The sequence below is a fragment of the Sporosarcina sp. GTC18466 genome, assembly GCF_055389225.1.
This window is the reverse complement of record NZ_AP044037.1, coordinates 1419570-1432936: the sequence shown is the minus strand read 5'-3', so window position 1 is coordinate 1432936 and position 13367 is coordinate 1419570. Positions and strand designations below refer to the sequence as shown.

The following is a 13367-nucleotide window of genomic DNA, read 5'->3' as shown; positions in this document are numbered from 1 at the left end:
ATCTGTGCATTTCTGCCATACATACAAACTTGCCCAATCTCATATAATTCACTACAATTACTACGATACTCGAAATATACGAAACTAGGAGGATATCATGAATCAATTGAAAAAGCCGGTCATCTTGGCTGTCATCTCGCTTCTGCTGATCCTGATCGGCAGTTTCACGGCGTCACGGTTTAACAATTCAGGCGGGGACGTGGACGTGAAACGGATTTACTTTGACACGCCGCGGGGCGAATTGTCTGGTTTACTGTATAAGCCGAAACAGGCGGACCAGGAGCCGCGGCCGACGCTTGTTGCGACGCATGGCTATTTGAATTCTGCAGAAATGCAGGACGCGCAGGCGATTGAGATGTCGAAGAGAGGGTATGTCGTGCTGGCGCTCGATCAGTATGACCATGGCCATTCGACGGGGACGATGGAGAAACCCGTTCCGTTCTTCTCGTTTTGGCCGAACGCCATCTATGATGCGGTGCAGTATATGTATGACCAGCCGTTTGTGCTGAAAGATGAAGCGGGGAACGGAATCATCGCCGTTTCGGGGCATTCGATGGGCGGTTTCTCGTCGACGAATGCAGTCATCCTGGATGAGGCGGATTTCGCGGAATCCGGCATCCGCAAGATTTACAGTTCGCTGACGATGGGGTCGGATTACCAGTGGCTGAAAATGCTGGGCTATAGCGAAGAGGACATCAACCAGGCATATGGACCCCGCGCGTCCGGGAAAATTGCTGCGGAGTATGATGAATTCTTCTTTGATAGTGCAGCGGCTGCAGCCGGCAAGTCGGTTGTGAAGAAAAACTATGTCGGCACGGAAGAAGGGCAAGGGTTCCTCGGAAATCCGGCAAATCCTCAGGCCGGCGTAATCTATGAAGTGGACGGCGGCAAACGGGTCATCTACCAGCCGAGCGAGACGCATCCGTGGAACCATTTCTCGAAAGAGTCCACGGCTGATGCCATCGGTTTCTATGACATGGCGTTCGCAGACTACAGCGGCCTTGTGGCAACCGGGAAAACCGGCCAATCATGGGTGCTGAAGGAATATGCTTCGTTTGTCGCGCTGATCGGATTCTTCCTGCTGCTCATGCCGGTCGTGCTGCTGCTGTCGAAGCTTCCGTTCTTCTCCTCCATCTACACGAAACGGCCGGCGCCGCTGGCTGAACCCGTGACGCCTGGCGCGAAGCTGGCGAGGTGGCTGCTGATCGTGTTCGTCAGCCTGTTCCCGGCGCTGTTTTTCTCCGCATTATACGGGGGCGATGTTTCCGGCATGCGCTTGCTGCGGCAGCTCAGCATGATTTTCATCGCGCTGTCTGCGATTGTCCTGATCGTTTCGCTCGTGCGGAATTACAGCCGGAACGCGAAGGCAGCTTCCCTGTTCATGCTGATCTTAAGCGGAATTCAGTACATCTTTCTCCGGCAGCAGGCGCGTTTCCTTGAAACAACCGAATGGTTCGGTGCGCCGACTGTCAATCCGATTGTATACTGGGCTATCAACGTGGCGATCGTCATGCTTATGGTGACAGTCTGCTACCACTATGTATCCAAGAAAGCGGAAGGCGCGACGCTCGCAAATTACGGCGTGAAGGCGGGCGTGCTGACGATTCTCGCTTCGCTCGCGACGGCAGCTGTTACGGTCGTTATCGGCTACGGAATCCTGTATGCGGTTGATGCATTCTTCAAAGTCGACTTCCGGCTGTGGACGCTGGCGGTGAAGACGTTCGAAAGCCAGCACGTCCTCGCCATGCTCAAATACGCACCGCTGTTTTTACTCTATTATTTCATCGTAGGAATGGCTGTGAACGTGAATACGGCTGGCGCAAAATACATGGGGGTCAAAGGGTATCTCATCTCCATCCTGCATTTCGTAGGCGGCCTTGCGCTTTATCTACTCTATCAATACGGCCTCCTGTTCATCACAGGGACTGCAGGCTATCCGGGCGAGTCGCTCTCGTCCATCATCGTGATCGGCCTCGTGCCTGTCCTGCTGGTCGCAGCGATCTTCAACCGGTTCCTGTTTGAGAAGACAGGTAACGTGTATACGGGAGCGTTCCTGAATACGCTGCTGATGACGATGATTACGGTGGCGAATACCGCGTTGTATACGGTGTTTTAGACTAGAATGTACTATCGGTAATTTAGAATTAAATGATAATACCCAAAAAGGACAATGGAAATGCCATTGTCCTTTTTCGGTTTACTCATTTTACTTTAATGGTCTTTAATTCAATTGATGCACCGTAAGGGTGGATGACAACACCTGTCACGTTTGGCTTTTGCAAGTATGCTTTCCCTTCAAAATATAGGGGTCCGAGCGTACCTTGTTCGACCAACATCAGTTTCTCGGCATCAATCAACATATTCAATCGCTTTTCTTCATCCGGTTCTACACGTGCATTGTCAATAAGTTGTTTGTATCGCTCATCATAGAAGCTCCCACGTAAGCCTTTTGGTGGAACGCCATCCCAAAGACTTAAAATATCCATGGCATCGTTATAATCGGCTCCCCACCGCGAAATTCCCATCTGGTATTCATTTGCCCGCATGGCATCCAAGCGGCCGCTATATGGTTTTGTTTCGATCTGGACATCAATGCCTAGGTTTTTCTTAAATTCACTTTGCAAGAAGATGGCTGTGTCTTTTGCAATCGTATCATCTGCCGTCAATATTTTAAGAGGAGGCAGTTCACCGACTTCTGCAATGCCTTTATCCAAGTATTCTTTTGCTTTTGCAGCATCCAGTTTTACGTGGTCTCCGCTCAACTCACGGAATGTCTTGTCGCCGTTGCCATGTACACCGGCAGCCACTAGCCCGTATGCTGGAACCGACCCGTTATTGAGCACAGTCTTCGTTAATGTATCCTGATCATATGCCAGCTGGAATGCTTTACGGACATTTACATTATCAAAAGGTTTCTCCAAGAAGTTGAACTGAAGATACCAGGAGATAAATTCACTCTCTGTTCCAAATTCGTCACTATCCTTATACATATTTACGTCGGATGAAGCCAGATACACACGATCCAATTCTCCAGCTTCATATAAATTCAAGGCTGTACTTTGTTCCTTGATTACTTTCATGGACACTTTATCCACATCCACATTAGCGACATCCCAATACTCTTTGTTTTTTGCTAAAGTGACCCCTTGTGCTTGATTGTAGTCTGTCATCACGAACGGTCCATTATAAAGAATTGAATCAGCAGTAAGCGCGAACTTTTCATCTCCAATTTCAGATATGAATTTCTCGTTCAACGGAAAGTATGTGACAAACGCTGTGAGTCCTAAGAAGAAGGGGGTAGGTGTCTTTAAAGTGACTGTAATCGTCTTCTCATCTGGAACATCGATGGCGACCGATTCCGCGTCACCCTCTCCTTCTGCAAATTCTTCTGCGCCAACGATATAGTCATATAAAATATTTGCATACGCACCAGCAGTATCCGGGTGCATTGCCCGCAGCCAGGAATATTTGAAATCTTGGGCTGTAACAGGCTCTCCGTTGCTCCACTTAATACCGTCGCGCAAATGGAAAGTATACGTCAGTTTATCATCTGAGATATCGACACTTTCCGCCATTGCGGGCTGTGGTTCATTATTTTCATCAAGACGATACAGCCCTTCCATTACGTTATTCAGAATGGAGAAAGAGATGGTATCTGTCGTCAACACTTGATTTAAATCGGGTATATCGTTAGCGAGGCTTAGGTTTACAGTTTTCTCTTTAGGTGAGTCTGTTTCAGAATTACCATTTTCGTTCTTTTCTGTTCCTCCGCTGAATCCGCATCCACTGAGCATAATGGCTGCAATTAATGAAAAAATGGCTAAGAAATTCAGTTTTCGATTCATTTACAGATCCTCCGATACATCAGATTCTTGCCGTCCAGGCAGATGGTTTAGAAAGTTTTGGAAGGCGAATCCTTTTACTTCATCTTCCGTATATTTCTTTAATAGCTGATTAATTAGATTAGGATGCATAGAAGCATCTTCTAAATCAACGACTTTACTGGAAATACCATCAAAATCAGAGCCAAAACCGATTTGCTTGACTGCTCCCAAAGAGCAGAAATGGTCAATATGGGCGATTAAGTCGGAAATATGAGCTTCATCTTTTGTGACGATAAATGGCGGATTATAAACAACATGAATCAAGCCTTTTTTCTTCAAGAGGCTCACTGCTTGTTCATCAGTCAAATTTCTACGGTGGTTGCAGATCGTTTTGGAGTTCGAGTGACTGGCGATCGGATAGTCGGCAATATCAATAACATCCCAGAATGATCTCTCTGATAAATGGGATACATCCGAAAATAAAAGATGTTTATTGCAGAAACGAATAATATCTTTCCCGAAACTTGTAAGTCCGCCGCCTCTTTCTTCTCCGGCTCCGTCTGCAGCTAAGTTAGCGTTGTTCCAGGTCAGTCCGATTGAACGAACCCCAAGCTGATAAAGGATAAAGAGTTTCTTCATATCATTGCCTATTGCATCCACCCCTTCTAATGTTAGAAATACACCTATGTGATCTGTGGGCAGCGACTGGAAATCGGCCCAATCGGTTAGCAGGTGCATTGATGGGTTTTTTTCTAGTATCTCGGTGTGAAAATAATATATTTGATCCAATGCCATTTGGAACTTTTCATCGGAAGATACATCGGGTGGTATGAAAATAGCAAATGCCTGTACTTGCACTCCGCCACTTCGCAAACGTTCATGGTTGACATCCAGCTCAGGGGAATTATTGAAATCCAGTGTCCCCTTTGAATAATACATTCTTGTCAAAACATCGCAATGCAGATCAATGATTTTCAACAGTCATCTTCCTTTCATTGCAAGCGCTTATCCATGAGGTAAATAGGCGTTTTGAAATGTTATCCGCATGAGGATATACATCTTCAGGATGCCACTGGACGCCAATCACATAACGATGTATCTTGCTTTCAATTGCCTCGACAATACCATCAGGTGAACTTGCTGCAATAAAAAGTCCAGGAGCAATTTCTTTAACAGATTGGTGATGAAAGGAATTCACCAGAAATTCATTTTGATCAGTTATCGTTTGCAGTTTCGACCCTGGTTCAACCCGGACAGAATGAGATAAATGGCTGCGGGGAGCAAGCTGCATATGTTGAATCAGCGAATCATGGGTCTGCGAGTACATATCCTGATATAACGTCCCGCCTAAAACAACATTGAGTACTTGAAGTCCACGACATATGCCGAGGATAGGCTTGTCATGTTGAAGCATTTCCTTAACTAGCGCAATTTCAAAAGAATCCCGTTCCGGTGATACGCTTCCCAACTGTTGGAGCGGCTCTTCGCCGTACAGGAGGGGGTTCAGGTCCTCACCGCCTGTCAACAGGAGTCCATCAAGCATATCTGCTATTCTTCCCGCGTCGCTATCCATGCCTGTAGGCAGCAGCAGCGGAATTCCTCCCTGATCATATACTGCCTGGAGATATGCATTCTTCACAGAATGGCTTGTGTGATCGCTGAGTTGTAAAGTGACTCCGATTAGCGGCTTCATTATTTTTACCTCCCATTCTCATTAGGTATGTCTCTGTAGTACCTCCCTTCTGAACATTCAGTTAAAACTTTAGATAACCATATCAAACCCGAAACAACCTTTCAATGACTTTTTAAATAATTTTAATTTTATTTTAAATTCAGTTGTAATAGGTTGTTTAAGGGTTTATAATTGTTCGAAAATAGTAAGGAGTGAAGAAAATGTCCGAAGTGCTTGTACACGTTGAAAGAGGACCGCTCGTCGAAAGTATGCACAGAGGAGATATTGTAATTGTGAATTCAGCTGGAGAGGTCATCAGACAACTAGGGGATATTGAAAAAATTGTGTATGCCCGTTCTTCAATGAAACCGCTTCAAGCAATTCCGCTTGTCGAATCTGGGGCAGCCTCCCATTACAGTTTTGATGATGGGGATCTTGCGCTTGCCTGTGCTTCGCATAACGGGGAGTCTCAGCATACGAACCGAGTCACCTCTATATTGTCACGACTTGAAATGGACAATGGATCCTTGAAATGCGGAACTCATCCGCCTAGGCGCCAAGAAGCATTCAGAGAAGTACTGGAAAAACAATTGGAGATTACACCGATTTACAATAATTGTTCTGGAAAACATTGTGGAATGCTTGCAACCGCTAAATATTTCGGAGAATCATTGGAAGATTATTATAAACCCGGCCATCCAGTACAAAGAAGAATCCTAACTGTCATAAGTGAAATGAGTGATGTACCGGAAGATGATATCGAAATAGGGATAGACGGATGCGGCGTGCCTGTACATGGAATACCGCTAAAAAATCTCGCGTTGGCATTTGCCCGTATGGCGGATCCCGTACATATGGGTGAAAAAAGGAAGAATGCGATACAGCGTATTACAAAAGCGATGACTAGTGCCTGTGAAATGGTAGGCGGGACAGAACGTTTTTGTACGGACTTCATGAAACAAATGGAAGGGAAAGCTTTTGGAAAAGCGGGAGCGGAAGGCGTTTACTGCGTCGGTATACCTGAAAAGGGATTAGGGATTGCCGTCAAAATCGAGGACGGAAACGGCAGGGCGACATCAGCGGTTGTTCTTGAAGCAATGGAACAGTTAAATTTGCTGAGTTCCAGAAATTTAAAGGAACTTGAAGAATATCACAGACCGCCTCTTCGTAATGCCAGGAATGAAAAAATCGGTGTCTTGCGTCCAGTATTTGCTATTGAATAAAAAGGGAAAGCGAGGTGTAAGTGGATGAAGAAATTTATTTTCATCAGGGCTATAAATATTATTATTACCCTGGTTATCATAGCCACTGCTACATTCTTTTTAATGAAATTATTACCGGGCTCGCCTTTTGATGAAGAAAAGCTGGCTACCCTTTCAGATGAAGCACGAACAGAATTCTATGCTAAGTATGGTCTGGATAAACCGGTGATTGTTCAATATGGAATTTACATGGGCAAATTAGTGCAAGGTGATCTTGGAACGTCCTTTTATTTTAAAGGGCAAAAAGTAGAGTCGTTGATCAAGGACCGAATTGGGCCATCAGCCCTGCTAGGTGCACAAGCGGTACTCCTTGGCTTGTCCATAGGTATGATACTGGGGATGATTGCGGCTTTTCGCCACAATACGGCTTGGGATTATTTTACGATGTTCATTGCTGTGATCGGAGTTTCAATACCAAACTTTGTGTTTGCAGCACTTCTTCAATATTATGTAGGGTTAAAGTGGGGTATTCTCCCTGTTGCCTTCTGGGAAAGTTATAGCAGTTCCATATTACCGACACTTGCTCTGGCGATGATGGTAGTAGCGTTAATTGCTAGATTCACGCGTAATGAAATGCTTGAAGTTTTACAGCAGGATTACATCTTAACAGCAAAATCAAAAGGCCTATCTAAATGGAATGTGATCTTCAAACATACGCTGCGCAACTCACTTATTCCCATCGTCACCATTCTAGGGCCAGCTGCTGTAAGTCTACTGACAGGCTCACTAGTCATTGAAAATATATTTGGTGTTCCGGGGATCGGAAGTCTGTTTGTCGATTCTATTAAAGTGAACGATTACACTACCATCATGGGTCTTACTCTTTTTTACAGTGCCTTTTACATTCTTACTATACTAGTAATCGATTTATTGTATGGTGTGATTGACCCGAGAATACGTCTAACGGAATCGAAAGGGTGAGTATGATGATCCATGAAAGCCGTCTGAAACAGAATACGGATGAAAAACCGCAAAACCAGAAGATTGATAAAGAAATGTTCGAGGTCGTCGGCAGCCGGCGGGAGGAACAGAATGTCATATCGCGTCCGCAAGTCAGTATGTTTAAAGAAAGCTGGATCCGACTTAAAAAGAACAAAGGCGCGATGGTTAGTCTGGCAATATTGACGGTCATCATCATTATGGCAGCTATCGGTCCTTACATGAACAGTTACACGTATGAACAGACGGATTACGATAATGTCTTTCAAAAACCTAATAGTGAACATTGGCTAGGCACCGACCGTTTTGGACGAGATCAATGGACAAGGGTCTGGGAAGGAACAAGGATTTCTTTGTATATTGCGATGCTTGCGGCCGTTTTGGACCTATTGATAGGAGTCATCTATGGATCTATTTCAGCGCTTATCGGAGGGAAAGTAGACAATGTGATGCAACGAATCATTGAAATATTAGTCGGCATTCCCAACTTGATACTGATCATATTGCTGATTATGCTTATGAAGCCTGGTATCTTCACCATCACAGTAGCAATGGTGATCACTGGTTGGGTGAATATGGCAAGGCTTGTAAGATCACAGGTGTTCAAGTTGAAATCTCAGGAATTTATATTAGCTTCTAGAGCACTGGGAGCCTCGAATAGCAGGCTGATTAAAAGTCACTTTATCCCGAATACGATGGGATTGATCATTGTAAATATGATGTTCACAATTCCTTCGGCCATTTTTACTGAGGCATTTTTAAGTTTTATTGGCCTTGGTCTCCAAGAACCATTAGCCTCATTAGGTGTTCTTATCAATGATGGATTTCAAGCAATGAGGAATCACTTTTATCTTCTGTTGTTCCCTGCGTTGGTCATTGTGGGGTTGATGGTGTGCTTTAACTTGTTGGCGGACGGTCTGCGCGATGCGTTGGATCCTAAAATGAAAAAATAATTTACCTGGGGGTCATCAGATGGAACCGTTGCTCGAAGTTGAAAACCTAGAAATTTCATTCCATACACAGGCAGGAATTGTGCAAGCCGTCCGTGGGGTTACGTTTACAGTCAACGCTGGCGAGACATTAGCTATAGTGGGGGAGTCGGGTTCAGGAAAGTCGGTAACATCGAAAGCTATCATGAAACTATTGCCTGACAATGTTGCAAAATATGACAACGGGAAAGTGTTTTTCGAAGGTCAAGATCTTGTAATGGCTAAAGAAAAGAGAATGGAAGCAGTGAGGGGATCTGAAATTGCCATGGTATTTCAGGATCCTATGACAGCGCTTAACCCGACTATGACAATTGGGGACCAAGTGGCGGAAAGCGTTATAAAACATCAAGGGTTATCTAAAAAGGCTGCTCGCCAAAGGGCAATCGAGATTTTAGAGCTCGTAGGCATCCCTGATCCGGCAACGCGCGTGAATCAATACCCTCATCAATTTTCAGGAGGAATGAGACAACGGGTAGTTATTGCGATTGCAATCGCCTGTAATCCGAAATTGCTCATTGCAGATGAACCGACAACTGCTTTGGATGTTACCATTCAAGCTCAAATTCTGGATTTATTAAAAGATATTCAAAAGAAGATGGGGACTGCCATCATCTTGATCACCCATGACCTCGGTGTTGTTGCCAATATGGCGGATAAAGTAGCGGTGATGTATGCTGGGAAAATCATCGAGGAAGGGACAGTCAATGAAGTGTTCTATGAGTCGAAACATCCATATACTCTTGGACTTTTGAAATCCATTCCGGATCTTGACGCAGAACATGAATTGTATTCAATTCCAGGAGCTCCTCCTGACCTCCTTTCTCCGCCTGAAGGAGATGCATTTGCTGCGCGTAATGAGTTTGCCTTAGCGATCGACTATAAAATTCAGCCCCCTATGTTTGATGTATCTGCAACCCACCGTGCTGCGACTTGGATGTTACATCCTGATGCACCTGACATAACGAAAATTTCGATTGGCACACAACAGGTGAGAAAAGCAAAAGTGGCCAAAACACAGACCGCTATAGCTTCTGAAACGCCACTTCTCCAAGTGAGGAACTTGCAAAAGCACTTTCAATTATCTAGCTCAGCGACTCTGCGAGCAGTCGATGGAGTCAGTTTCGATATATACAAAGGCGAGACGTTAGGCTTGGTGGGGGAATCGGGATGCGGGAAATCGACAACAGGAAGAACGCTGATCAGGCTTTATGAACCAACAGATGGAGAAGTGATCTTCAATGGGGTGCCAATACACGGAGACCTTGCAAAAGAACAAGAACGAATGGTGAGACAGAAGATGCAGATGATTTTTCAGGATCCATATGCCTCGTTGGATCCAAGGAAGCGTGTACTGGATTCTGTCGCTGAGGGAATTGATATTCATGGGCTGGCAGGCTCTGAAAAGAAAAGAAGAGAAATCGTTGAGAACTTGTTGGAAATTGTAGGATTGAATAAGAGCTTCATGCATCGTTTCCCCCACGAGTTTTCGGGTGGACAAAGACAGCGGGTAGGGATTGCTCGTGCGCTTGCTGTAAACCCAGATATGATAATTGCAGATGAACCGATCTCTGCCTTGGACGTATCCATCCAGGCCCAGGTTGTCAACTTATTACGCGATTTGCAGGTTGAAAAAGATCTAACATACTTATTTATCGCCCATGATATATCTATGGTCAAATATATAAGTGATAGAATAGGTGTCATGTATTTAGGAAATTTGGTGGAACTAGCGCCTACTTCGAAAATTAGTGAGAATCCTTTACATCCATACACACAGGCTTTAATGTCAGCTATTCCAGTTCCAGATCCTTTAAAAGAAAGACAGCGAGAGAGAATTGTACTGACTGGGGATTTGCCGAATCCTATCAACCCTCCATCTGGATGCCGATTTAGAACACGATGTCCCTATGCCATGGATATCTGTAAAGAGACTCCTGTCTGGAAAGAGGCGGAGAAGGATCATTGGGTTGCATGTCACCTCATTGATTAATGCTGGACGGAAACTTATGTCAAATATCCGTTCAAACTTGCTTTTATAGATAGATCCTTTAAAATAGTAAGTTGAATTTACAGATAAATATTAGATTGAGGGAAACAAATGAAAAAAATTCAAATTATATCTATCCATGAAGGCTATTTGACGATCATTGCAAAACAGCTGAACTTGATTTTTGGAGATAAAGCAGAGATCTCTGAACTGCTCGTTAAGAATCTCGATACAGGAATCATAGCACATGATGATATCGTCATATTATCAAGACCTATCCTTATGGGTGTGGCACGCCCATTCATACCGGAAATGTGCACCATAATAATTGGAGAGCGGGAAGTCAATATTGCCAATACAAAACGGCTCATTCAACTGCCCTCCAATCAAAAACTGCTCATAGTAAATGATACTTTGGATAATGCTCAGGAAACTTTAGAGTCATTGAGAAATATATTCTTTGATCACCACTATATTGTGGATGATCCTATGGAAGGGAGTCAATTGGACAGGGAAGATATCGATTATATTGTAACTCCCGGAGAAATGGAGTTTGTACCCAGCAAGTACTCGAATGTTATTGACATAGGCCCTCGTGTTCTTTCATTCAACACGATTTCTCAAATAGGGGAAGCGCTAAAAGTCAATCTAACGACAGAACAAATTGTGAACCGGTATATAAAATCCCAAGTTTCTCTTTCTTCGGACGAACTTCCGGTTATGAAAGATAAGATAATACACGTTGAGAATGGGTTATCTAGAGATTACCGATTTATAGACAAGAAGATCGAGGAGCATGGATTTTTGAGGGAAAGCTTAGAAATTCTACGAGCTTACGATGATGGAAAAGATAATCTGCAGGCATTCGGACGTTTAAAATTAAAGAAAATGCTAGAGAAACGGCAAATCTTCCTATCGGAGCAACAAATCAGATTACGACTGGAGATTCTTCAGGAATTGAATTTAGTGCATATTAGGCAGGGAAGAAGCGGCACGACGATCACTGAAGTGGGAGAAGAATACTTGAAATCGAAATTAATGGATTGAAAATACACATGAATACATCATTGTGGAAGAAGAATTCGTAAAAAGGCTGGCCAGAGAATCCCTTGGCCAGCCCTTCCTCTTTCATATCAACATCCCCAGGTACCGCTCAAACTCCACGCCATCGACTTCCGGCGTTCCTGAAAGGACGGTATCCCGAATGGCGGCTGCAAGGAATCGCTCTGCCAGCTCGATCGACTGCGCCAGATCGTCCCCGCGCATCAAACCGCCCATCAGAATAGACGCAAACAGATCACCGGTGCCTGAATAGCTCATGCCGTTGAACGGGGTCGCCCGATATAGCGACCGCGCGCCGTCCAGATACAAGTTGCCGATTTGCGGTGTGCCGGCAAGCGGCGGCTGTACACCAGTAATGATCACTTGCGCACCGGTATCCTGCTGCAGTTTGTGTCCCGCTTCTTCAATCGCCTGAAGGTAATCCGCCTCACCCGTATAACTCTCCAGTTTTTCATAGGGAAGGCCCGTCAGCAGGCAGCACTCCGTGACATTCGGCGTGACGACATCCGCCCGCCGGACGAGCTCCTTCATCTGATCGAGCAGGCCGCCTGTGAAAATTTTATACACATCGCCGCGGTCGCCCATGACCGGATCGACGAGAAGGCGGGTCTGCTTCGTATGGAAGGAGTCAAGGAAACGGAAGATATTCGCAATCTGCTCGGCCCCCGTGACGAACCCGGTATGGATGCCGTCAAACGAGGCGCCGAGCTTGTGCCATTCCTCTTCAAAATGATGCATGCGATGGGTCAAGTCCTCGCAAAAATAACTCGGATAATCCGTCTGCGCCGTCAGAATGGCGGTCGGCAGCGGGCATGCTTGGACGCCCATCACCGAAAGGACCGGGATGGCGGCCGTCAGCGAACATTTTCCGAATGATGATAAATCCTGAATGACCGCAACTTTTTTCATGGTGTCCTCCAAATCAAGAATGTTGGTTTTATCGTACGTACAAGACCTGCTGTACAGACAGCTACCTGCTTGGGACAGCAACAGACTCTCTTTTGTCCTGGTACATGGCGGCATCCGCCCGCTGGATCAGCTCTTCGAAATTGACTCCGTCATCCGGATAGATGGAAAATCCGATTGACGCACCAGCGGGCGGATACATCTGCATGATCGCATCGTTCAGCGTCAGTTTCAGCGGTCTGTAGTACCGGGCTTCAAATGCTTCGCCGCAATTTGGCACAATCACCAGGAACTCATCTCCGCCCCAGCGCGAAATCAAATCGCCCTTTTTCGCTGAAGTGCCGATGCGGGAAGCGATGAATTGCAGCAGTTCGTCCCCTTTTTGATGCCCGTATGTATCGTTGACTTGCTTGAATTTATTCAGATCAATCACGAGGATGCCGATCTTCTGCAATTTTCGTCTGCTCCTCGTCATCTTGAGGAACGCCTGCTCGATGGTCCGGCGATTGTACGCATTTGTCAGCGGGTCCCTTTCGGAATAAAAGCGCACCCGGTCAAACTGGGTCCCGCACCACCAGGCGACCGATAAGAAAATCACGGTCAGCACGAAGAAATTCGCTTTGAAAGGCAAGCCCAAGTACTGATGGTAATAACAATAACGCACGACATTAAATAGCCCAACGACTATCACAGCGGCCATCCTGCCGGTAAATTTCAACAGACTCA

11 protein-coding genes are annotated in these 13367 nt (G+C 45.4%); 6 read left to right on the top strand and 5 right to left on the bottom strand.

The features are described from left to right. Window positions 1–97 precede the first annotated feature (97 nt). Complete coding sequence (locus tag ACZ5FK_RS06935) at window positions 98–2116, top strand: alpha/beta fold hydrolase (protein ID WP_464807166.1); 2019 nt, start codon at window positions 98–100, stop codon at window positions 2114–2116. Between the two features lie 85 nt (window positions 2117–2201). Here the strand turns inward: ACZ5FK_RS06935 and ACZ5FK_RS06930 are convergent, their stop codons facing one another. From ACZ5FK_RS06930 to ACZ5FK_RS06920, 3 genes are read right to left on the bottom strand one after another with little or no spacing between them, the layout of a single operon-like run. Next, the gene (locus ACZ5FK_RS06930) at window positions 2202–3845 is read right to left on the bottom strand and encodes a peptide ABC transporter substrate-binding protein (protein ID WP_464807165.1); all 1644 of its coding nucleotides are present in this window, start codon (window positions 3843–3845) and stop codon (window positions 2202–2204) included. Then, window positions 3846–4802 carry a dipeptidase gene (locus tag ACZ5FK_RS06925; RefSeq protein WP_464807164.1) on the bottom strand — a complete coding sequence of 319 codons (957 nt, stop codon included), beginning with the start codon at window positions 4800–4802 and terminating at the stop codon, window positions 3846–3848. Then, window positions 4789–5517 carry a gamma-glutamyl-gamma-aminobutyrate hydrolase family protein gene (locus tag ACZ5FK_RS06920; RefSeq protein WP_464807163.1) on the bottom strand — a complete coding sequence of 243 codons (729 nt, stop codon included), beginning with the start codon at window positions 5515–5517 and terminating at the stop codon, window positions 4789–4791. The genes ACZ5FK_RS06925 and ACZ5FK_RS06920 overlap by 14 nt, the downstream gene beginning before the upstream one ends. 200 nt (window positions 5518–5717) lie before the next feature. Between ACZ5FK_RS06920 and ACZ5FK_RS06915 the strand changes: the two genes are divergently transcribed. From ACZ5FK_RS06915 to ACZ5FK_RS06895, 5 genes are all read left to right on the top strand, one after another. Further along, the gene (locus tag ACZ5FK_RS06915) at window positions 5718–6719 is read left to right on the top strand and encodes an asparaginase (RefSeq protein ID WP_464807162.1); all 1002 of its coding nucleotides are present in this window, start codon (window positions 5718–5720) and stop codon (window positions 6717–6719) included. Between the two features lie 24 nt (window positions 6720–6743). Continuing rightward, window positions 6744–7679: an ABC transporter permease gene (locus ACZ5FK_RS06910; RefSeq protein WP_464807161.1), complete on the top strand. Its 936-nt coding sequence runs from the start codon at window positions 6744–6746 to the stop codon at window positions 7677–7679. Between the two features lie 5 nt (window positions 7680–7684). Continuing rightward, window positions 7685–8650: an ABC transporter permease gene (locus tag ACZ5FK_RS06905; protein ID WP_464807160.1), complete on the top strand. Its 966-nt coding sequence runs from the start codon at window positions 7685–7687 to the stop codon at window positions 8648–8650. 19 nt (window positions 8651–8669) lie between these two features. After that, on the top strand, window positions 8670–10676 hold the full coding sequence (locus tag ACZ5FK_RS06900) for a dipeptide ABC transporter ATP-binding protein (RefSeq protein WP_464807159.1): 2007 nt from the start codon (window positions 8670–8672) through the stop codon (window positions 10674–10676). 108 nt (window positions 10677–10784) lie between these two features. Beyond that, on the top strand, window positions 10785–11720 hold the full coding sequence (locus tag ACZ5FK_RS06895) for a winged-helix domain-containing protein (RefSeq protein WP_464807158.1): 936 nt from the start codon (window positions 10785–10787) through the stop codon (window positions 11718–11720). An 81-nt stretch (window positions 11721–11801) separates the two neighbouring features. Here ACZ5FK_RS06895 and ACZ5FK_RS06890 read toward each other — a convergent pair whose 3' ends face one another. Both ACZ5FK_RS06890 and ACZ5FK_RS06885 read right to left on the bottom strand, forming a co-directional pair. Beyond that, complete coding sequence (locus tag ACZ5FK_RS06890; protein WP_464807157.1) at window positions 11802–12644, bottom strand: pyridoxamine kinase; 843 nt, start codon at window positions 12642–12644, stop codon at window positions 11802–11804. Between the two features lie 61 nt (window positions 12645–12705). After that, the gene (locus ACZ5FK_RS06885) at window positions 12706–13341 is read right to left on the bottom strand and encodes a GGDEF domain-containing protein (RefSeq protein WP_464807391.1); all 636 of its coding nucleotides are present in this window, start codon (window positions 13339–13341) and stop codon (window positions 12706–12708) included. Between the last annotated feature and the right edge of the window lie 26 nt (window positions 13342–13367).

Bases quoted from the DNA above. Each gene is read 5' to 3' on its own strand.
- ACZ5FK_RS06895 (WP_464807158.1), top strand. From the start codon at position 10,785: ATGAAAAAAATTCAAATTATATCTATCCATGAAGGCTATTTGACGATC.
- ACZ5FK_RS06905 (WP_464807160.1), top strand. From the start codon at position 7,685: ATGATCCATGAAAGCCGTCTGAAACAGAATACGGATGAAAAACCGCAA.
- ACZ5FK_RS06930 (WP_464807165.1), bottom strand. From the start codon at position 3,845: ATGAATCGAAAACTGAATTTCTTAGCCATTTTTTCATTAATTGCAGCC.
- ACZ5FK_RS06915 (WP_464807162.1), top strand. From the start codon at position 5,718: ATGTCCGAAGTGCTTGTACACGTTGAAAGAGGACCGCTCGTCGAAAGT.
- ACZ5FK_RS06920 (WP_464807163.1), bottom strand. From the start codon at position 5,517: ATGAAGCCGCTAATCGGAGTCACTTTACAACTCAGCGATCACACAAGC.
- ACZ5FK_RS06910 (WP_464807161.1), top strand. From the start codon at position 6,744: ATGAAGAAATTTATTTTCATCAGGGCTATAAATATTATTATTACCCTG.
- ACZ5FK_RS06935 (WP_464807166.1), top strand. From the start codon at position 98: ATGAATCAATTGAAAAAGCCGGTCATCTTGGCTGTCATCTCGCTTCTG.
- ACZ5FK_RS06900 (WP_464807159.1), top strand. From the start codon at position 8,670: ATGGAACCGTTGCTCGAAGTTGAAAACCTAGAAATTTCATTCCATACA.
- ACZ5FK_RS06890 (WP_464807157.1), bottom strand. From the start codon at position 12,644: ATGAAAAAAGTTGCGGTCATTCAGGATTTATCATCATTCGGAAAATGT.
- ACZ5FK_RS06885 (WP_464807391.1), bottom strand. From the start codon at position 13,341: ATGGCCGCTGTGATAGTCGTTGGGCTATTTAATGTCGTGCGTTATTGT.